The sequence below is a fragment of the Pseudonocardia halophobica genome, assembly GCF_050948485.1.
Classification (GTDB): domain Bacteria; phylum Actinomycetota; class Actinomycetes; order Mycobacteriales; family Pseudonocardiaceae; genus Pseudonocardia; species Pseudonocardia halophobica.
Genome location: NZ_CP192046.1, coordinates 3,619,333 through 3,638,123 on the forward strand (window position 1 = coordinate 3,619,333; position 18,791 = coordinate 3,638,123).

The window sequence follows — 18,791 nt, forward strand, 5'->3', positions numbered from 1 at the left end:
CGAAGGACGGGTTCGGGCGCAGTGTGGATCCATAACGCGTTCGAGGGTGTGGAGTTCGCGGAGCCGTCGGCGACGCGTCACCACGCGCACACCCCGACGGAGCCTCGCGACCCGATCATGCGCTCGTGTCCGTGCAGAGCGTGCGACCCGTCCGTGCCCTCCCGACCCCCGCGACCCTCCCGACGCCCCGGACCGTCTCGAACCTGGCCACACTCGGCGACTCGACGGCCGTCGGGCTGGGGGACCCGCTGCCGGGCGGCGGCTGGCGGGGCTTCCCCGTCCTGCTCCGGGACGCCCTCGGCGCGGAGACCCGGCTGCTCAACCCCGCCCGCACCGGCGCCCGGATGGCCGACGTCCGCGGGGCCCAGCTCGCCGCGGTGCTGCCCGCCCGGCCCGAGGCCGCGGTGATCTGCGCGGGCATGAACGACACCCTGCGCTCGGACTTCGACCCGGACGGCATCCGCGCCGACCTCACCGCGACGCTGGCGGAGCTCGCCGCGGCAGGCACGTTCCCGGTGGTCCTGCGCTACCACGACCACACCCGGGTGTTCCGGCTGCCCGGGCGGCTGCGCGCCGCGCTGCGGACCCGGGTGACCGCCCTGAACGCGGCGATCGACACGGCGATCGACGGGGCGATCGCGGGCGCGGGCGGGCCGGCCGTGGGGGTGCTCGACCTGCACCTGCTCCCCGGCGGCTACGAGCGCGCGGCGTGGAGCGTCGACCGGCTGCACCCCTCCGAGCTGGGGCACCGGTTGCTGGCCCGGGCCGCGGGCGAGCTGCTCGCGGGCGCGGGCTTCGCGGTGCCCGCGCCGGTGCCGACCGCCTGCGGCGGTGGACGCGAGATCACCGCGTTCCACCGGGCCGCGTGGATCGTGGTTCGCGGCACCCCCTGGCTGGTGCGCCGCGGCCGCGACCTGGGCCCGGTGATCCTGCACGGCCTGCTCACGGGCGGGCGGGCGCGGGCCGCCTGACCGGAGCAGGTGAGCCTCCCTAGGCGGACCGGGGGAGCGAGGCGGGGCGAACCGGTGGCCCCGTCTCGATCTCGAACAAGTGCGCGCGGGTGCAGGGCCCGCAGAGCCAGCCGACCACGCCGTCGACGTGGTGGCTGCTCCAGGCCAGACCACGAACGTCGGCCGCGGTCCGCGGGCAGGCGCAGGCGGTGCAGGAGTGGAGGGTGCGGGCGGTGACAGGTGTGCCGTCCATGCCCCCGGAGGATGCACCGGTCGCGTTGCCGTGCTGTGAACGCCACGCCGCACAGTGTTGCGATCCGGCGACTGTTGTGATCGCGATACCGCTACCGGAGCGAGTCCAGGAACCGCTCCATCCGCACCAGCGCCTCCTCCAGCAGCGGCAGCGCCGTGGCGTACGAGCACCGGATGTGCCCCTCGCCGGAGGGCCCGAACACGTCGCCGGGCACCACGGCCACGCTCTCCTCGTGGAGCAGCCGCTCGGCGAAGGTCTCCGAGTCCAGCCCCGACGAGCGGATGGACGGGAAGGCGTAGAACGCGCCGCCGGGCTCCGGGCACTCCAGCCCGATCTCGCGCAGGCCCTTCACGAACACCCGGCGCCGGCGGTCGTAGTCGGCGACCATCTCGCGGACGTCGCCCTCGGCCTCCTTGAGCGCCTCCACCGCGGCGATCTGCGAGACGTGCGGGGCGCACAGCATCGTGTACTGGTGCACCCGCACGCACAGCTCGGCCACGGCCTGCGGCGCGCAGATCCAGCCGACGCGCCAGCCCGTCATCGCCTGGGCCTTGGAGAACCCGCCCAGCACCACGGTCCGCTCCCGCGCCCCGGGCACCGCGCCCAGGCAGACGTGGGTGTCGTCGTAGGTGAGCCGGTCGTAGATCTCGTCGGAGATCAGGTAGAGGTCGTGCCGCTCGGCCAGCCGGACCAGGCCCTCCAGGGCCGCGCGCGGTTGGACCGCGCCCGTCGGATTCGCGGGGGAGCCGATGAGGATCGCCTTCGTGCGCGGGGTGATCGCGGCCTCGACCGCGTCGGGGTCGATCGCGAAGTCCGCCTCCCACCGCGTGGCCACCCGGACCGGGGTGCCGCCGGCGAAGGACACGCACGGCTCGTAGGCCACGTAGCAGGGCTCCGGCACGATCACCTCGTCGCCGGGGTTCAGCAGCACCCGCAGGGCCAGGTCCAGCCCCTCGGACACGCCGGTGGTGATCAGGCACTCGGTGTCCCACGCGTACTGCGCGGCGTAGCGCTTCTCCAGGTCCTCGCAGATCAGCCGGCGCAGCTCCGGCAGGCCCGCGTTGGAGGTGTAGGTGGTGTAGCCGTGCTCGAGGGCGAAGATGCCGGCCTCGCGGATCCGCCACGGCGTGACGAAGTCCGGCTCGCCCACGCCGAGGGAGATCACGTCATCCATCTCGGCGGCGATGTCGAAGAAGCGCCGGATGCCCGACGGCGGGCAGGCGGCGATGACGTCGTTGAGCGGCTTCATCGGGCGGTCCTCACGGGGTCACCCGCAGCCGGTGGTCGGGCTCGGGCTCGAAGAAGGTGTCGCCGTCGCGCTTGTGCGTGTGGAGCACGAAGTGCGTGGCGGTGGCCGTGACCCGGTCGATGGTCGAGAGCTTGCGGCTCACGAAGTCGCTGACCGCCCGGATGTTCTGCCCGACGACCGTGCACCGCAGGTCGTGCCCCCCGGAGACGAGGTAGCAGCTGCGGACCTCGTCGAACCGGGAGATCCGCTCCGCGACGTCGTCGAACCCGACCCCCCGCGCGGGGGCGACCGCCACGTCGATGAACGCGGTGACCTCGGTGGACTCCGAGCCGTCGACCTTCTCCCAGTCGACCACCGCCTTGTACCGGCGGATCACGCCCGCCTTCTCCCACGCCGCGATCTGGGCCGACACCTCCGCGACGGGCCGACCGGTCATGGTGGCCAGGGTGTCGTGGCTCAGCGACGCGTCCCGCTCCAGCAGTTCCAGGATCTCGCGCACGGTCCCCGACCCTACTCAGCGATCCGCCCGTCGGCGGCCCGGGCGAGCCGCCGAACGGCCTCGGTCAGCTGATCGGGCGGGTAGGTCGCGAAGCAGAGCCGCGCGGCGGACCGCAGGCCGGTTCCGCCGTCGGCGGCCGGGTCCACCGAGAAGGCGCTCCCGGGCACGAACCCGACCCCGTGCTCCAGGGCCCTCGGCAGGAGCTCCGCGGTGTCGGTGCCGTCGGCGAACTCCAGCCAGCAGAACATGCCCCCCGTCGGGGTGGACCGGGTGACGGACGACCCGAACTCGGCGTCGACCGCGGCGGTGAGCGCCGCGGCCCGGCCCCGGTTCTCCCGCCGGACACCGTCGACGTGCGCGGTGAACCACTCCTCGTCGGCCAGCAGCTCCGCGGTGATCATCTGGGTGAGCGAGGAGCCGCAGAGGTCCGTGGACTGCTTGAGCCGTTCGACGGCGGCGGCCAGCACCGGCGGCGCGACCAGCCAGCCGACGCGCAGTGACGGGGCCAGGACCTTCGACGCGCTGCCCAGCCGCACGACGTGGTCGCCGTGCGCGGCCAGCGGGAGCGGCGGCGCGCCGTCGAAGGCCAGCAGACCGTAGGGGTCGTCCTCGACGACGAGGAAGCCGTACCGCTCGGCGAGCCCGCACAGGGCCCGGCGGCGCTCCTGGCTCATCGTCACGCCGCGCGGATTGTGGAAGCTGGACACGGTGTGCACGAGGCGGGGCCGGAACCCGGCCGCGAGCCGCTCCTCCAGCAGGTCGACGCGCAGCCCGTCGGCGTCGAGCGGGAACGGGTGCACGTCGGCGCCCGCGGCCTGCAGGACCTGCAGCGCCCCGACGTACACCGGGTCCTCGACGGCCACCGGGTCGCCGGGGTCGAGCAGGGCGCGGGCGAGCAGGTCCAGGGCCTGCTGCGACCCGCTCGTCACGACGACGTCGGCGGGGGCGACGGCGCGGCCCGTCCGGCCGGTCTCGTGCGCGGCGACGACCTCGCGCAGCCGGCCGAGCCCGGCCGTCTCGGAGTACTGCACGGCGGCGGGGGACCGGAGCGCCCGGTCGGCGGCCGCGGCGATGCGCCCGCGCGGCATGAGGTCGGCGGCGGGCAGGCCGCCGGCGAGGCTCAGCACGTCGTCGCGCGCGGTGAGGGTGAGCAGGTCCCGGATCGCGGAGCCGCGGATCCCGGCGAGCCGGGCGGCCAGCGCGACCGGGGGTCGTGCAGACGAGGCGGGCGGGGCGGGACGGAGATCGGTGTCGGGCATGTGGGCCTCGCGGAGAGGGGGATCAAGGGCGGGGGCCCGGGCGCTCCCGGTGGTCACCGGGAGGGCCGGGCCGTCCCGCGGGGGTCGTCCGCGGAGCACGGGCGCGGGATCGGGTGGACCGGCGCCCGTCCCGATACTGCGCCCGTGTCCTGCGATCCGGAAACGACTTCCCAGCTGGTGGGACGGACTCGATCAGGTTGCACACCGATCACAGGACTTCCGACCCGGTGACCGACGTGGGCAAACCCTCTACCTTGCGCGGTATGAGCAACCCGTCGGGTGACGACCGCCACCAGCACGGCGAGCAGGGCGCCCCGCAGCCCGGCTCGGCACCGCCGCAGCCGGGCGGGCAGGAGCCGCCGGGCGGCTACCCGCCACCGGGACACGCCCAGGGGCCGCCTCCGCAGGGGTACGGGCAGGCCCCGCCGCCCGGCTACGGGGGAGGTCCGGGCCAGCCCGGCCAGGGATACGGGCAGCACGGCTACCCGCCGCCCGGTCCTGAACAGCAGGGGTACGGGCAGCAGGGGTACGGCCAGCAGGGCTACCCGCCGCAGGGCTACGGACAGCAGGGCTACCCGCCGCAGGGCTACGGACAGCAGGGCTACCCGCCGCAGGGCTACGGCCCGGAGGGGTACGGCCAGCAGCCCTACGGCTACGGCCAGCCCGCGCAGTACCCGGGCGGGGCGGCCGCGCCGCTCGCCGACCCGCTGGTCGCCGCGGACTTCTCGGACTGGTGGACGAAGGTCCTCGCGGTGCTCAAGCGGAGCTGGCAGCCGCTGCTGCTGATCCAGATCGCCACCGCGCTGCCGGCCCTGATCATCGGCGCGCTGATCGCGGTGATCGTCGCCGCAGGCGGCGGCTGGGTCGGCGTGGCGATCGGCGGCGGCCTGTCGCTGATCATCGTGGTCGCCGTGTCCCTGCTGGCGCAGGGCGCGTCCGTCTACGTGGTCACCCGGCAGGCCGCGGAGCAGCCGGTCGGCGCCGGGGAGGCGCTGTCCTTCGCCGCCCGCCGCGCGCTGCCGCTGCTCGGCTGGGGCATCCTCGCCGGGATCCTGGTCTTCATCGGCTTCCTGCTGCTGGTCATCCCGGGCATATACCTCAGCGTGGTGTTCGTGGCCTCGCTGACCGGCGTGATCATGTACGAGCGGGCCGGCATCGGCCGGACGTTCGAGCTGGTCAACCGCGAGTTCTGGGGCACGTTCGGCCGGTTGATCACCTTCGCGATCGCCGCCGCGGTCTACAGCGGGATCATCAGCGCGATCGTCTCGACCTTCACCGATCCGAACAGCCTGTCGCGGTCGATCATCGTGAACATCCTGACGCTTCCGGTGACCCTGGCCGCGGCGGGCGTCGCGGTGGTCACCTACGCCTCGCTGCGCAACAAGGAGAACCCCCAGGTCGGCACGCCGACGCTGGTGCAGGAGCTGCAGACCTGACCTGCCGCCCCGAATCGTCGGTGCCGGGTGGCACCCTGGACACCGATGAGCGCTGACGGCCTGTTCGACATCGGCGAGCCCGCGGGCGGAGACGCCTCCGGGGCCGCCTCGGAGGAGGCGCGCCCGGCTCCGGGCGCGCCTCTCGCCGTGCGGATGCGCCCGCGCTCGCTCGGCGAGGTGGTCGGGCAGCGGCACCTGCTCAAGCCCGGCGCCCCCCTGCGCCGGCTGCTCGAGGGCGGTGCCCCGGCGTCCGTGCTGCTGTACGGCCCGCCCGGCACCGGCAAGACCACGCTCGCCCGGCTCATGGCCCGGGCGGGCGAGCGGCACTTCGTCGCCCTCTCGGCCCTCTCGGCCGGGGTGAAGGAGCTGCGCGCCGTGATCGACGACGCGCGGCGCCGCCGGGACTACCACGGCGGCTCCACCGTGCTGTTCATCGACGAGGTGCACCGCTTCTCCAGGACCCAGCAGGACGCGCTGCTCGGCGCCGTCGAGGACCGGGTGGTGCTGCTGGTCGCCGCGACCACCGAGAACCCGTCGTTCTCGGTCGTGTCGCCGCTGCTGTCCCGCTCGCTGGTCCTGCAGCTGCAGTCGCTCGACGAGGACGAGGTCCGTGAGGTGCTCCGCCGGGCGGTGCGAGCGGAGCAGGGGCTCAACGGCGCGGTCACGCTGGCCGAGGACGGCGAGGCCGCGCTGGTCCGGCTCTCCGCGGGCGACGCGCGCCGGGCCCTCACCGCGCTCGAGGCGGCGGCGGACGGGGTGCTGGCGGACGGCACCGGCGTCGTCGACCTCGCCGCGGTCGAGCGGGCGGTCACCGAGGTCGCGGTCCGCTACGACCGCGCCGGCGACCAGCACTACGACGTGATCAGCGCCTTCATCAAGTCCATCCGCGGCTCCGATCCCGACGCCGCGCTGCACTACCTGGCCCGCATGATCGTCGCGGGGGAGGACCCGCGGTTCATCGCGCGCCGGCTGATGGTGCACGCGAGCGAGGACATCGGGCTCGCCGACCCCACCGCGCTGCAGGCCGCCACGGCGGCGGCGCAGGTGGTGCAGCTCGTCGGCATGCCCGAGGCGCGGCTCGCGCTGGCCCAGGCCACGGTGCACCTGGCCACGGCCCCGAAGTCCAACGCGGTGATCGCAGCGATCGACGCCGCCATGGCGGACGTGCGGGGCGGGGCGGTCGGTGCGGTGCCGGCGCACCTGCGGGACGGGCACTACGCGGGCGCGCAGAAGCTGGGCAACGCCGTGGGCTACCGCTACCCGCACAGCACGCCGGACGGGGTGCTGGCGCAGCAGTACCCGCCGGACGAGCTCGTCGGCAAGGACTACTACGAGCCCACCACGCACGGCGCGGAGCGGGTCCTCGCCGAGCGCGTGCCCAAGCTCCGCCGCGCGGTCCGCGGCCGCTGACGGCCGAATCCCCGACGCATCATGGAACCATCATGCGATTCTCCGGCCGCTCGAATCGCGTCATGGAACCATGATGCGATTATCGAGCCTGTTTCTGCGGGCGCGCGGTCAGGCGGTGCGCAGGGTCAGGCCCAGTGAGCTCAGCGCCCGGTCGATCGGGGTGAAGTAGGCGGTGCAGCCGTTGCCGGCCCCGCTGTGCACGCCCTGGGCCTGGCCGTCGGCGGTGATGTACGGGCCGCCGGAGTCGCCCTGGGCGGTGCAGATCGAGGCCACGACCATGCCGCGCTGCTGCTGGCCGTCGAAGTTCACGGTGCGGTTGCGGGCGCTCACGGTGCCGCAGGCCTTGCCGCTGGTGCTGCCGTAGAGGCACACCGCCGAGCCGACGGGCGCGGGGACGGTGCCGCGGACCGGCACCGAGGCCACCTCGGGCAGGGCCGCCGTCGAGGAGGTGACGGGCACGGCCCCCACGTCGACGCCGTTGCCCGCGGTCGTGGCGCCGTCGCCGATGACCTCGCCGTTGTCGTCGAGCCACTCGTCGGACTCGCGGGTGCAGTGCCCGGCCGTGATGATCCAGTCCTGGGCGCCGGAGCCGGCGGAGAAGCCGAGCGTGCAACGGGTGTTGCCGCCGGTGATCCGCTGGCCGCCGCGCAGCGCCTGGTGCTGCGGCACGCCCGCACCGGTCTCCACCCGCAGCAGGGCCGGGTCGATGCCGTCGAACAACGCGGTCACCTCGGGGGAGGGGTCGCCGACCAGCCGGACGTCGACGACGTCGCCCTCGATCCCGTAGTCCGCGATACCGGCCGGCATGCCGGCCGCCGTACGCGCGTCGAGCAGCGCCATGACGGCCGCGGGCGCGGCGAGCGGCGCGGCCGCCTTCGGCTCCGGCGGCGAGGCCGCCGCCACCCCGGCCCCGGTCAGGGCCGCGGCGGCCGTGAGGACGAGGAGGGCGCGGAGCACGGTCCGGAATCCGGGGAGGCGCACGGCGGTGCGCTGTCCGTCGAGGGCTGCCACGCCGGGCCAACGAGGTCGGCGTTGCCTGCGGAGCGGGCGTCCACCCGCCCGTGCGTCACCCGTTCGGCGTAGTTACACGCTGAGTATCCGCGGTCCTGTCGATCACGCGGGGTCGCGCAGCACCGGACAGCTCATGCACCGGGGCCCGCCGCGCCCGCGGCCGAGCTCGCCGCCCGGGACCTCGAGCACCTCGACGCCCTGTTTCCGCAGGTAGGTGTTGGTGGTGACGTTCCGCTCGTAGGTCACCACCACGCCCGGGGAGACGGCGAGCAGGTTGCAGCCGTCGTCCCACTGCTCGCGCTCGGCGGAGTGCACGTCCTGCTCCGCGGTGAGCACGCGGATCGAGTCCAGCCCGAGCGCGGCGGCGACGGCGGCGTGCATGTCCTCCGGCGGGTGGTCGGTCATGACCATCTCCTTGTCGGAGTCGCCCGGCCGGACCGTGTACGAGGGCAGCATCCCGAGCCCGGCGTACTTCACGAACGTCCCGCGGTCGATCATCGTCAGGACGGTGTCGAGGTGCATCAGCGCGCGCCCGTGCGGCATCCGCAGCGCCACGATCCGGTCGACCTGGCCGCCGGCGAACAGCGACCGCGCCAGTCGCTCCACGCCCGCTGGACGGGTCCGCTCGCTCATCCCGACCAGCACCGCGCCGTCGCCCAGCACCAGGATGTCGCCGCCCTCGACGGTCGCGGGCCCGTTGACCGAGCCGGCCGACCAGACGTCGAAGCCTGCCCCGGCGAACAACGGGTGCCAGCGGTACACGGCCTCGTAGTGCACGGTCTCGCGCATCCGCGCCTGCTTGCGCATGCTGTTGATCGCGACGCCGCCGTGGATCCAGGCCGTGGTGTCCCGGGTGTAGAGGTGGTTCGGCAGGGGCTCCAGCACGAAGTCGTCCGGGCCCAGGATGTGGAAGGCGATCGACCGCGGCTCGTCGATCCGTTCCAGCACCTCGCGCTTGGTGATGCCGCCGATCATGTGCTCGGTCAGCGTGTCCACGTCCATGGCGTCGAACAGGTTGCGCAGGGCGTCGACGGCGAGCGGGCCGTACATCCGGTCGTCGAAGATCCGGTCGAGCGCGTGGGCCTTCGCCTCGGGCAGCGCGAAGGTCTCGCGCAGCAGCCGGTTGAACAGGTGGACCTCGACGCCGCGCTCCCGCAGCAGCGCGGCGAAGCCGTCGTGTTCCTCCTGGGCGCGCTGGACCCACAGGACGTCGTCGAACAGCAGCTGGTCCTTGTTCCCCGGGGTCAGCCGCTTGAGCTCGAGGCCGGGCCGGTGCAGCAGGACCCGCCGCAGCGTCCCGACCTCCGAGTCGACCCGGTAGACCCGGTCCGCGGCCCGGCCGGGGCCGGAACCGTCCGGGGAGTCCGTGGGCTGCATGAACGACATCGTGGCCGAAGATGGGTGGGTGCGCTGGGACCCGCTCGACGAGAAGATCGTGACCCTGCTCGTCGCGGACTCGCGCCGGAGCTTCGCGGAGCTGGGCGCGGAGGTCGGGCTGTCGGCGTCCGCGGTGAAACGGCGCGTGGACCGGCTGCGGGCCGACGGGGTGATCACCGCGTTCACGGTGCGCCTCGACCCGGCCGCGCTGGGCTGGGCGGTCGAGGGGTACGTCGAGCTCTACTGCCGGCCGTCGACGCCGCCCGCGGCGATCCGCCGCGCCTGCGCGGGGCTGGCCGAGGTCGTCGACGCCAGCACGGTGTCCGGCGACGCGGACGCCCTGGTCCGTATCCTCGCCGCGGACATGCGGCACTTCGAGCAGGTGCTGGAGCAGATCGGAGCCGAGGGGTTCGTCGAGCGGACCAAGTCCGTGCTGGTGCTCTCGCCGCTCATCCGCAGGCCGCCGCCGACCGTGCACTGAAACGCCGTTGTCGCGACCGAACGCGCAATGATCGAGCGCAGATGGGCAATGAACGTCGATTGTGGGCGTGGCGCAGGCCTCTTTACCGTTGCAGGGAGTCCCGAGGACGTGACTCCCGCCGCGCCGAGGGAGGCTTGATGACCAGCGTTCTCACCCGTCCCGACACCATCGGCGACCGCACACCCACCCGGCGGCACTACGTCATGTGCCCGCCCACGCACTTCGCCGTCGAGTACGCCATCAACCCGTGGATGCGACCCGGGACGCCGGTCGACCGCGAGCTGGCCCTCGCGCAGTGGGACGCCCTGCGCCGCACCTACCTCGACCTGGGCCACGAGGTGACCGTCGTGGAGCCCGAAATCGGACTGCCGGACATGGTCTACGCCGCCAACGCCGCGACCGTCGTCGACGGCCGGGTCTACGGCGCCCGCTTCCGGTACCCGCAGCGCGCCGCCGAGGCCGAGCTCTACCGCAAGGCGCTGGTCGAGGTCGGCACCTACACCGAGCCGATGTTCGTCAACGAGGGCGAGGGGGACTTCCTCGTGGCCGGCGACGTCGTGCTGGCCGGCACCGGATTCCGCACGGAGCCGCGGGCGCACGCCGAGGCCGCCCGGGTGCTGCGCCGCCCCGTGATCGGCCTGGAGCTCGTCGACCCCCGCTACTACCACCTCGACACCGCGCTGGCCGTGCTGTCCGGGCACGACGTCGCCTACCTGCCCGAAGCCTTCTCGCCGCGCTCCCGTGGGGTGCTGGCCGGCCGCTACCCCGACGCGGTGCTCGCCTCGCAGGTCGACGCGGCGGTCCTCGGGCTCAACGCCGTGTCGGACGGCCGGCACGTCGTCCTCCCCGCCGCGGCGGCCGGGCTGGCCGTCGCCCTGCGCGACCGCGGGTACGAGCCCGTGGGCGTCGACCTGTCCGAGCTGCTCAAGGGCGGTGGCGGACCCAAGTGCTGCACGTTGGAGGTGCGCGCATGACCCTTCTGGACCAGCCCACCGTGTCCCTCTCGGCGACCGCGCACCACGAGCGGATGCTCGCCGAGCACTCCGCCCACAACTACGCCCCGCTGCCGGTGGTGCTGTCCTCCGGCGAGGGTGCCTGGGTGACGGACGTCGAGGGCCGCCGCTACCTCGACTTCCTCGCCGGCTACTCCGCCCTGAACTTCGGCCACGGCAACCCGGTGCTGCGCGCCGCGGCCCACGCCCAGCTCGACCGGATGACGCTGACCAGCCGGGCCTTCGGCAACGACCAGCTCGGCCCGTTCTGCACCGAGCTCGCCGCGCTGCTCGGCAAGGACATGGTGCTGCCGATGAACACCGGCGCCGAGGCCGTCGAGTCCGGGCTGAAGGTGGCCCGCAAGTGGGGCTACGAGGTCAAGGGCGTGCCGGCCGACCGGGCGCGCGTGGTCGTGGCGGCCGGCGCCTTCCACGGCCGCACGATCTCGATCGTGTCCTTCTCCACCGACCCGGAGGCCCGCGGCGGGTTCGGCCCGTTCACCCCCGGGTTCGACGTCGTCCCGTACGGGGACGCCGAGGCCCTGCGCGCCGCGATCACCCCGGACACGGTGGCGGTGCTGCTGGAGCCGGTGCAGGGCGAGGCCGGGGTGATCGTCCCGCCGGACGGGTACCTGCGTGCGGTGCGGGAGATCTGCAGCGAGACCGGGGTGCTGTGGATCTCCGACGAGGTGCAGTCCGGCTTCGGGCGGACCGGGTACGTGCTCGCGACCCGCGGCCTCGGCGGCGTGCAGGCGGACGTCTACCTGCTGGGCAAGGCGCTCGGCGGCGGCGTGGTGCCGGTGTCGGCCGTCGTGGCGAACGCGGACGTCCTCGGTGTGCTCAAGCCCGGGCAGCACGGCTCGACCTTCGGCGGGAACCCACTGGCCTGCGCCGTCGGCCGGGCGGTGATCGGGATCCTGCGCGACGACGTCGTGCTCGCCCACGCCCGCGCGCTCGGCGAGGTCCTGCAGGCGCGGCTGCGCGCGATGCCGGGGCTGACCGCCGTGCGCGGGGTGGGGCTGTGGGCGGGTATCGACGTCGACCCGGCGCTCGGTACCGGGCGCGAGCTCGGCGAGCGGCTCGCGCGGGCCGGGGTGCTCACCAAGGACACCCACGGCCCGACGCTGCGCCTCTCGCCGCCGCTCGTCGTCGAGGAGCCGGACCTGCACCTGGCCCTCGACGCCCTGGAGGGGGTCCTCAGCCGAGCGTGACGGTGAGGTGGGGGACCGTCGCCGTCTCGGCGGAGGCGAACCGCTTCCAGGACAGCGGGTCGGTCTCGTCGGCCGCCCTGAGCATCACGGTGCCGCTCGTGGCGCCGGCGGCCGTCCACTCCTTCACCAGCTCGGTCACGTCGACGCTGCTCCAGCCCGGTGCGCAGGCCGTGGCATTGCCGCGGGTGTCGGTGCTGGTCGCGCGCAGCCGCTCGCCCTGCGGCTGGTTCGCCCAGCGGAGCTTCGGCCCGACGGTGGTGCCCGCGGGGAGCGTCCACACCTCCCAGGCGCGCGGCCGGCAGGAGGCGGACCAGGTCTGGTAGAGGTCCAGCGTCGCCGTACGCACGGACGCGGCCCTTCCTCCGCTCGCACCGGCCCGGGTGAGGTCGAACGTGAGGTAGCTGCGGGCCGCCTCCCTGCCGTCGTAGCTGCCGAGCCGGAGGTCCGGGTCGCCCGAGGTGTCGGTGTTCTCGACGGTCGTCTGAGCGGTGGTGTCGAAGGGGACCGGCGCCGCGGCGGTGACCGGGGCGGCCGCGACCACCCGGCTGACGGCGGACTCCGCCTCGGTCAGCGAGCCGGTCGCGTCCGGCACCGCCTCGGCGTTGCCGGTCAGCTTCAGCTCCGGCGCGGGTCCGGTCGGGGCGCCGTCCTTGCGCACGGAGGCGACGAAGCCGGCGCGGGTCGCCTCGACCTCGAGGTCGTAGCCGGGCCGGACCTGCGGGTAGGTGGCCGTCGGGCCGTCGAGCCGCGGGGCGGACAGCGGGGCCGGCCACACGACGGCCGCCGACCCGCCCTCCGCGTACCGCACCGACGGTCCCGTCGGGGGTCAGCGTGAGGTCGTGGGGTGCCGCGACCGGCCGGACGACGCCGTCGGGCCCGGCCTGCAGGGTGAGGTCGACCGGCAGCCACTCGGCGCCGCGCTGCACGCGGACCGGGCCGGAGTAGAGGGTGACGGTCCGCCCGCCGTCGGGCCGGGCCGTGGACTCGGAGGTGGCGCTGGTCGTGCTGCCGGCCTCCGTGGAGCTGGTGGGGCCGGTGGGGGCCGCGGCGGCGGGGGCGGCCGCCAGGACCGTGGCCGCGCCGAGGGACAGTGCGAGGGAGAGCAGGGTGGCGGTGCGGGACACCGCGCGACGTTCCATGATCGGTACAGGTACGACCACCTGTGGGGTACGGAAAGGAACGCGCCCGCAGCGGGGGACCGGATACACCCGTTCGGTACCGCTCGTCGTGCGCCGACGGCCGCCCGTCCCGTGAGAGCGTTCAGTGGTCGCCCGCGAACGGCCGCTCGTCCTCCCGGGCGCGGCAGAGCAGCTCCGGCTTGAGTGTCCCGAAGAGCACGGTGAGTAACAATTCGGCCGTCTGCTCGGGAGGCTCGTGGGGCCGGTTCACGGCGCGCATGAGGAGGGTGTTGACGATCAACCCGCTGATCTCCAGGGCCGGCGGGTACGGGCGCAGCTCCCCGGAGGCCTGCCCGTCCTGCAGGAGGCCGAGGATCGCGTCCGGAATCGGGGCGAGGGTGCGCGGATCGCCCAGGTCGGCCGGGTCCGGGGGCCCTCCGACCCGGGTCGAGACGTAGTCCTGGACGGCGTACCAGAACGCGGCGGTGAGACCGCGGTGCCGCCAACTCGTCCTGGTCAGGGCGTTGACCTGGTCGCGCAGTGCGTCGAGCACCGGCCGTCCGGCCCTGCGGTCCTGCTCCGCCTGCTGCACCAGACTATGGACCAGTGGCCCGTAGACGGCGCCGATGAGTGCGTGTTTGCTCGGGAAGTGGTTGTAGGCGGTCGCCGGGCTCACCCCCGCGGTGGCCGCGATGTCCTCCATACGCGTGCGGTTCCACCCGCGGGTGCCGAAGTTGGCGTCGGCGGCGTCCAGCAGGGCGCGGCGGGTGCGGTCGCGCTTCGTTCGTGCGGCCCGAGCCCGGGCGTCGCTCGAACGGCCGCTTCCGCCGGTGGTCATATCGACGGACCGTAGTCGAAACACGCCGAGTTGGGCTTGACTCCATTTCGAGGATCACTCAAGATGGTGAGCACGTACTTGAATCTCGAACGGTCTCGTCGGGCAGGGCACGGCCCGCGATCACCGGGCGGGAGGAGGGTGCGGGCACCGGCCCGTCGGAGGTCGCCTCGTGCGGCCGGGCGGGTGTCGCACGGTCGCTCCGTCCGGAGCACGCGGCCAGGGTCCGACGGGCACATCGGGCCCCGGCCGCATCACTACCGCGCACGGCGCGGAGGGGCGCCGTCCGGCCCCGGAGGTCGGGCACGCCCTCCTGCGTCGCAGGGGAGGGGAACCCATGCACGCTTCGATCCGCCCTGCCTCGGAACCGGTCCGATGACCGCCGCGGCAGCCTTCGACCCCCCGGATCCGTTCGGCGCCGCGTTCGCCGAACCGGAGGGACTCACCGCCGTCCCCGGCTCGGCACCCACCGAGGTCCAGATCCCGCAGCTCACCGTCGTCCCCGGGACGAAGGGGCGGCGGACCCGGTCGGTTCCGGCGCCCTCGGTCCTCGAGCAGTACGTGGCCACCGCCGTCGAGGGCGACCCGCGGGCCCGCGAGCGGCTCCTCGAGGAGATCCGCCCGCTGGTGCTGCGATACTGCCGTGCCCGGCTCGGCCGCCAGGAGACGGTCATCGGCTCGGCGGAGGACGTGGCGCAGGACGTCTGCGTCGCCGTGCTCGCCGCGCTGCCGACCTACACCGTCAAGGGCCTGTCCTTCCGTGCCTTCGTGTACGGCATCGCCGCGCACAAGGTCACCGACACCTTCCGGGCAATCGGCCGGAACCGCTCCGAGCCGGTCGCGGACGTCCCGGACACCGGCGTGGTGCTCGACGGGCCGGAGCACCTGGCGCTGACCGCCGAGCTCAACCAGCGCCTGGGCGGGCTGCTCGGCGTGCTGACCGAGCGGCAGCGCGAGGTCCTCGTCCTCCGGGTGGTCGTCGGCCTCAGCGCCGAGGAGACCGCGCAGACCGTCGGCTCCACCCCCGGCGCCGTCCGCGTCACCCAGCACCGCGCGCTCGCGCGGCTGCGCCAGCTCGTCACCGGCGGCCTGCCCCGTGAGGTCGCCGAGGCCGTGGCGGCCGCCGTCGAGGCCGACACGGACGAGGGCGCGGTCGGCACCACCGGCTGATCCGGGCGTGATCCGGACGTGGGGACCGGCGGCCGGGGGAGTAGCCTGACCGCCGATCTCCACGCTCGTGGCGGTCGTCATTCGAAGATCGCTGGAGGGGTCCGTGTCGGCTGGTCAGATCGCCGCGCTCATCGCGGCGATCGCGTTCGTGGTGCTCGTCGTGCTGCTCGCGATCCCGCTGTTGAAGCTCGGCCGGACGCTCGACGAGGCGACCGTCGCGATCCGCAAGGCCCACGAGGGCAGCGCCCCCCTGCTGGTCGACGCGCACACCACGCTGAACAGCGTGAACACCCAGCTCGAGCGGGTCGACGGGATCACGTCGAACGCCAAGACCGTCACCAGCAACGTGTCGGTGCTGACCTCGCTGTTCACCGCGACCCTGGGCGGACCGCTGGTGCGCGCCGCCGCCTTCTCCTACGGCCTGAACAAGGCCATCAAGGCCCGCCGCGCCGGCAAGGACGCGGGGGCGCACTCCCGTGGCCGCCGCCGGGGGAGGACGAAGTGAAGCGGCTCTTCTGGATCGGCGTCGGCGCCGCCGCCGGCGCCTACGTCACCCGCCGGCTCACCGAGACCAGGCAGCGGCTCACCCCGCAGGGCATCGGCGCCGACCTGGCCGACGGGCTGCGCGAGCTCGGGGCCGGCCTCGGCGCCTTCGGTGCCGAGGTGCGTGCCGGCATGGCCACCCGCGAGCAGGAGCTCACCGACCTCGTCGAGCGGCGGACGGGCGGACACGTCCCGTCCTACAGTGAGGCCGCGGCCGAGGACGAGCCGGCCCGCCCTCGGGGGCGAGCGCGCGGGGCAGGGGCCTGAGCGGTCCCTGCCGCACCGCGCCGTCGTCCCACCCGTTTTCCGCGAGAGAGACACCCGTGCAGACCCACGAGATCGTCCGCCGTTTCACCGAGCACTTCGTCAGGGCCGGGCACACCCCGGTGGCCAGCGCGTCGCTGATCCTCGACGACCCCAACCTGCTGTTCGTCAACGCCGGCATGGTGCAGTTCAAGCCGTACTTCCTGGGTGACGTCCCGGCGCCGTACCCGCGTGCCACGTCGATCCAGAAGTGCGTGCGCACCGGCGACATCGACGAGGTCGGCCGCACGACCCGGCACAACACGTTCTTCCAGATGGCCGGGAACTTCAGCTTCGGCGACTACTTCAAGGCCGGGGCGATCGAGCTGGCCTGGACCCTCGTGACCGGGGACCGCGACTCGGGCGGGTTCGGGTTCGACCCCGAGCGCATCTGGGTCACCGTCTACCAGGACGACGACGAGGCCATCGCGCTCTGGAAGGAGATCGCCGGGCTGCCCGAGGAGCGAATCCAGCGCCGCGGCGGCAAGGACAACTACTGGGACATGGGCGTGCCCGGTCCCGGCGGCCCCTGCTCGGAGATCTACTACGACCGTGGCCCGGAGTACGGCCGCGACGGCGGCCCCGAGGCCGACGAGGACCGGTACCTCGAGATCTGGAACCTCGTCTTCATGCAGGACGAGCGCGGCGAGCTGAGCCCGAAGGTCGGCCACCCGCCGATCGGCACCCTGCCCAGCAAGAACATCGACACCGGCATGGGCGTCGAGCGGGTCGCCTACCTGCTGCAGGGCGTGGCCAACGTCTACGAGACCGACCTGGTCCGCCCGGTGATCGCCCAGGCGGAGACCCTGTCGGGCCGCAAGTACGGCGCGAACCCCGAGGACGACACCCGTTTCCGGGTCATCGCCGACCACGCCCGCTCCGGCGTGATGATCATCGGCGACGGCGTCACGCCGTCGAACGAGGGCCGTGGCTACGTGCTGCGCCGGCTGCTGCGCCGGATCGTGCGCTCGGCCCGGTTGCTCGGTGTGACCCAGCCGGTGCTGCGCGCCTTCGCCGAGGTGGTGCGGGACGAGATGGCGCCGACCTACCCCGAGCTGATCACGAACTTCGAGCGGATCTCGGCCGTCGTCGAGGCGGAGGAGGAGGCCTTCCTCTCCACGCTGACGGCGGGCTCGCGCATCTTCGACACCGCCGTGGCGGAGACGAAGAAGGCCGGCGGCCTGGTGCTGCCCGGCGACCGCGCCTTCCAGCTGCACGACACCTACGGCTTCCCGATCGACCTCACCCTGGAGATGGCCGCCGAGCAGGGGCTCGAGGTCGACCAGGACCGGTTCACCGCGCTCATGCAGGAGCAGCGCACCCGGGCCAAGGCCGACGCCGCCTCCCGCAAGGTCGGGCACGGCGACGCCTCGGTCTACCGCGCGGTGCTGGACAACCACGGCATCACGGAGTTCCTCGGCTACAGCGATCTGGCCGCCGAGGGCACCATCGTCGGACTGCTGGTCGACGGGCAGCCGGTGCCGGCCGCGTCCGAGGGCTCGTCGGTCGAGGTCGTCCTCGACCGCACGCCGTTCTACGCCGAGGCCGGTGGCCAGCAGGCCGACACCGGTGAGCTGCGGTCGGACTCGTTCACCATCCGGGTGGACGACGTGCAGTCGCCGGTCGCGGGCCTGCGGGTGCACCGCGGCGTCGTCACCAACGGCACGGCCACGGTCGACTCGCCGGTCGTCGCCGAGATCGACGTGGCCCGTCGGGCGTCGATCTCCCGCGCCCACACCGGGACGCACCTGGTGCACGCGGGCGTCCGCGGCGCACTGGGCACCTCCGCCGCGCAGGCCGGGTCGCTCAACGCCCCGGGGCGGCTGCGGTTCGACTTCACCTCGCCGTCCGGCGCCGTTACGCCGACCCAGCTCGCCGAGGTCGAGGGCGAGATCAACGCGGTGCTGCAGCAGAACCGCGAGGTCGAGGCCTACGAGACGTCGATGGACGAGGCCAAGCGGCTCGGCGCGATGATGCTCTTCGGCGAGAAGTACGGCGACCGCGTCCGCGTGGTCGACATGGGCGACTACTCCCGCGAGCTCTGCGGTGGCACGCACGTGGGCCGGACCGGCGAGATCGGCCTGATCAAGGTGCTGTCCGAGGGCTCGATCGGCTCGGGCATCCGGCGCGTGGAGGCCCTCGTGGGGCTCGACGCCTTCGACCACATGTCCAAGGAGCACCTCCTCGTCAGCCAGCTGGCCGAGCAGCTCAAGGCCAAGCCGGAGGACCTGCCGGAGCGGATCAACGGGCTGGTCGAGCGGCTGCGCGACGCCGAGCGGGACCTGGAGAAGCACCGCGCCGAAGCCGTGCTGGCCTCCGCCGGGACCCTCGCCGAGCAGGCCGAGGACCTGGGCGGGGTGTCCGTGGTGGCGGTCGAGGCCCCGGCCGGGCTGGCGGGCAACGACCTGCGCAACCTGGCGTCGGACGTCCGCGGACGGCTCGGGTCGAAGCCGGGTGTCGTGGCGCTGTTCTCCACGGACGGGGAGAAGGTCGCGTTCGTCGTGGCCACCACCGCCGCGGCCCGGGACAAGGGCCTGGCCGCCGGCAAGCTGATCCCGGCGTTCGCGCCTGCCGTCGGCGGGCGGGGCGGCGGCAAGCCGGACCTCGCCCAGGGCGGTGGCACGGACCCGTCGGGCGTCGCGGCCGCCATCCGGAAGCTGCGCGAGGCGGTCCGGGGCTGAGCAGTGTCCGTCC

Annotated in this window: 18 protein-coding genes; 10 read left to right on the top strand and 8 right to left on the bottom strand. The window is 73.9% G+C overall.

The window, feature by feature from the left end; all coding sequences use genetic code 11:
* The first annotated feature begins 125 nt into the window (after positions 1 to 125).
* Positions 126 to 971, top strand: coding sequence for a GDSL-type esterase/lipase family protein (locus tag ACQP04_RS17405; protein ID WP_433508075.1), 846 nt, complete (start codon positions 126 to 128; stop codon positions 969 to 971).
* Between the two features lie 19 nt (positions 972 to 990).
* Here the strand turns inward: ACQP04_RS17405 and ACQP04_RS17410 are convergent, their stop codons facing one another.
* From ACQP04_RS17410 to ACQP04_RS17425, 4 genes are all read right to left on the bottom strand, one after another.
* Complete coding sequence (locus ACQP04_RS17410) at positions 991 to 1,203, bottom strand: hypothetical protein (RefSeq protein WP_433508076.1); 213 nt, start codon at positions 1,201 to 1,203, stop codon at positions 991 to 993.
* A gap of 91 nt (positions 1,204 to 1,294) precedes the next feature.
* Positions 1,295 to 2,452: an aminotransferase class I/II-fold pyridoxal phosphate-dependent enzyme gene (locus ACQP04_RS17415; protein WP_433508077.1), complete on the bottom strand. Its 1,158-nt coding sequence runs from the start codon at positions 2,450 to 2,452 to the stop codon at positions 1,295 to 1,297.
* 10 nt (positions 2,453 to 2,462) lie between these two features.
* Positions 2,463 to 2,951 carry an Lrp/AsnC family transcriptional regulator gene (locus ACQP04_RS17420; protein ID WP_433508078.1) on the bottom strand — a complete coding sequence of 163 codons (489 nt, stop codon included), beginning with the start codon at positions 2,949 to 2,951 and terminating at the stop codon, positions 2,463 to 2,465.
* An 11-nt stretch (positions 2,952 to 2,962) separates the two neighbouring features.
* A complete protein-coding gene (locus ACQP04_RS17425; protein WP_433508079.1) occupies positions 2,963 to 4,210 on the bottom strand; it encodes a PLP-dependent aminotransferase family protein in 1,248 nt (415 codons plus the stop codon).
* Positions 4,211 to 4,473: 263 nt separating this feature from the next.
* Between ACQP04_RS17425 and ACQP04_RS17430 the strand changes: the two genes are divergently transcribed.
* Together ACQP04_RS17430 and ACQP04_RS17435 are read left to right on the top strand one after the other, a co-directional pair.
* Positions 4,474 to 5,646 (top strand): hypothetical protein, encoded by a 1,173-nt coding sequence (locus ACQP04_RS17430; protein WP_433508080.1) that lies wholly within the window; start codon positions 4,474 to 4,476, stop codon positions 5,644 to 5,646.
* Between the two features lie 45 nt (positions 5,647 to 5,691).
* On the top strand, positions 5,692 to 7,056 hold the full coding sequence (locus tag ACQP04_RS17435; RefSeq protein ID WP_433508081.1) for a replication-associated recombination protein A: 1,365 nt from the start codon (positions 5,692 to 5,694) through the stop codon (positions 7,054 to 7,056).
* A gap of 108 nt (positions 7,057 to 7,164) precedes the next feature.
* Here ACQP04_RS17435 and ACQP04_RS17440 read toward each other — a convergent pair whose 3' ends face one another.
* Positions 7,165 to 8,037 carry a S1 family peptidase gene (locus ACQP04_RS17440; RefSeq protein ID WP_433508082.1) on the bottom strand — a complete coding sequence of 291 codons (873 nt, stop codon included), beginning with the start codon at positions 8,035 to 8,037 and terminating at the stop codon, positions 7,165 to 7,167.
* 132 nt (positions 8,038 to 8,169) lie between these two features.
* Positions 8,170 to 9,444, bottom strand: coding sequence for an arginine deiminase (locus tag ACQP04_RS17445; protein ID WP_433508083.1), 1,275 nt, complete (start codon positions 9,442 to 9,444; stop codon positions 8,170 to 8,172).
* Between ACQP04_RS17445 and ACQP04_RS17450 the strand changes: the two genes are divergently transcribed.
* The 3 genes from ACQP04_RS17450 (at position 9,443) to rocD (ending at position 12,128) form a co-directional block, all read left to right on the top strand.
* The gene (locus ACQP04_RS17450) at positions 9,443 to 9,925 is read left to right on the top strand and encodes an Lrp/AsnC family transcriptional regulator (RefSeq protein ID WP_433508084.1); all 483 of its coding nucleotides are present in this window, start codon (positions 9,443 to 9,445) and stop codon (positions 9,923 to 9,925) included. The genes ACQP04_RS17445 and ACQP04_RS17450 overlap by 2 nt on opposite strands.
* Positions 9,926 to 10,062: 137 nt before the next feature.
* Positions 10,063 to 10,899, top strand: coding sequence for a dimethylargininase (gene ddaH, locus ACQP04_RS17455; RefSeq protein WP_433508085.1), 837 nt, complete (start codon positions 10,063 to 10,065; stop codon positions 10,897 to 10,899).
* The gene (gene rocD, locus ACQP04_RS17460; RefSeq protein ID WP_433508086.1) at positions 10,896 to 12,128 is read left to right on the top strand and encodes an ornithine--oxo-acid transaminase; all 1,233 of its coding nucleotides are present in this window, start codon (positions 10,896 to 10,898) and stop codon (positions 12,126 to 12,128) included. The genes ddaH and rocD overlap by 4 nt, the downstream gene beginning before the upstream one ends.
* Here the strand turns inward: rocD and ACQP04_RS17465 are convergent.
* Both ACQP04_RS17465 and ACQP04_RS17470 read right to left on the bottom strand, forming a co-directional pair.
* A complete protein-coding gene (locus ACQP04_RS17465) occupies positions 12,115 to 12,936 on the bottom strand; it encodes a DNRLRE domain-containing protein (protein WP_433508087.1) in 822 nt (273 codons plus the stop codon). The genes rocD and ACQP04_RS17465 overlap by 14 nt on opposite strands.
* A gap of 452 nt (positions 12,937 to 13,388) precedes the next feature.
* A complete protein-coding gene (locus ACQP04_RS17470; RefSeq protein WP_433508088.1) occupies positions 13,389 to 14,084 on the bottom strand; it encodes a TetR/AcrR family transcriptional regulator in 696 nt (231 codons plus the stop codon).
* Positions 14,085 to 14,456: 372 nt separating this feature from the next.
* On the opposite strand from ACQP04_RS17470, the gene shbA reads away from it, so the two are divergent.
* The 4 genes from shbA (at position 14,457) to alaS (ending at position 18,778) form a co-directional block, all read left to right on the top strand.
* On the top strand, positions 14,457 to 15,251 hold the full coding sequence (shbA, locus tag ACQP04_RS17475; protein WP_433508089.1) for an RNA polymerase sigma factor ShbA: 795 nt from the start codon (positions 14,457 to 14,459) through the stop codon (positions 15,249 to 15,251).
* Positions 15,252 to 15,354: 103 nt separating this feature from the next.
* Positions 15,355 to 15,756, top strand: coding sequence for a DUF948 domain-containing protein (locus ACQP04_RS17480; RefSeq protein ID WP_433508090.1), 402 nt, complete (start codon positions 15,355 to 15,357; stop codon positions 15,754 to 15,756).
* A complete protein-coding gene (locus ACQP04_RS17485; protein WP_433508091.1) occupies positions 15,753 to 16,061 on the top strand; it encodes a hypothetical protein in 309 nt (102 codons plus the stop codon). Before ACQP04_RS17480 ends, ACQP04_RS17485 begins: the two co-directional genes overlap by 4 nt.
* Before the next feature lie 56 nt (positions 16,062 to 16,117).
* Entirely contained in the window at positions 16,118 to 18,778 is a 2,661-nt protein-coding gene (gene alaS / locus ACQP04_RS17490) for an alanine--tRNA ligase (RefSeq protein ID WP_433508092.1), read from the top strand.
* Positions 18,779 to 18,791 lie beyond the last annotated feature (13 nt).

Coding starts and splice junctions, on each gene's coding strand:
- ACQP04_RS17430 (WP_433508080.1), top strand. CDS start 4,474: ATGAGCAACCCGTCGGGTGACGACCGCCACCAGCACGGCGAGCAGGGC.
- shbA (WP_433508089.1), top strand. CDS start 14,457: ATGACCGCCGCGGCAGCCTTCGACCCCCCGGATCCGTTCGGCGCCGCG.
- ACQP04_RS17425 (WP_433508079.1), bottom strand. CDS start 4,210: ATGCCCGACACCGATCTCCGTCCCGCCCCGCCCGCCTCGTCTGCACGA.
- ddaH (WP_433508085.1), top strand. CDS start 10,063: ATGACCAGCGTTCTCACCCGTCCCGACACCATCGGCGACCGCACACCC.
- ACQP04_RS17445 (WP_433508083.1), bottom strand. CDS start 9,444: ATGCAGCCCACGGACTCCCCGGACGGTTCCGGCCCCGGCCGGGCCGCG.
- ACQP04_RS17415 (WP_433508077.1), bottom strand. CDS start 2,452: ATGAAGCCGCTCAACGACGTCATCGCCGCCTGCCCGCCGTCGGGCATC.
- ACQP04_RS17470 (WP_433508088.1), bottom strand. CDS start 14,084: ATGACCACCGGCGGAAGCGGCCGTTCGAGCGACGCCCGGGCTCGGGCC.
- rocD (WP_433508086.1), top strand. CDS start 10,896: ATGACCCTTCTGGACCAGCCCACCGTGTCCCTCTCGGCGACCGCGCAC.
- ACQP04_RS17410 (WP_433508076.1), bottom strand. CDS start 1,203: ATGGACGGCACACCTGTCACCGCCCGCACCCTCCACTCCTGCACCGCC.
- ACQP04_RS17435 (WP_433508081.1), top strand. CDS start 5,692: ATGAGCGCTGACGGCCTGTTCGACATCGGCGAGCCCGCGGGCGGAGAC.
- ACQP04_RS17450 (WP_433508084.1), top strand. CDS start 9,443: ATGAACGACATCGTGGCCGAAGATGGGTGGGTGCGCTGGGACCCGCTC.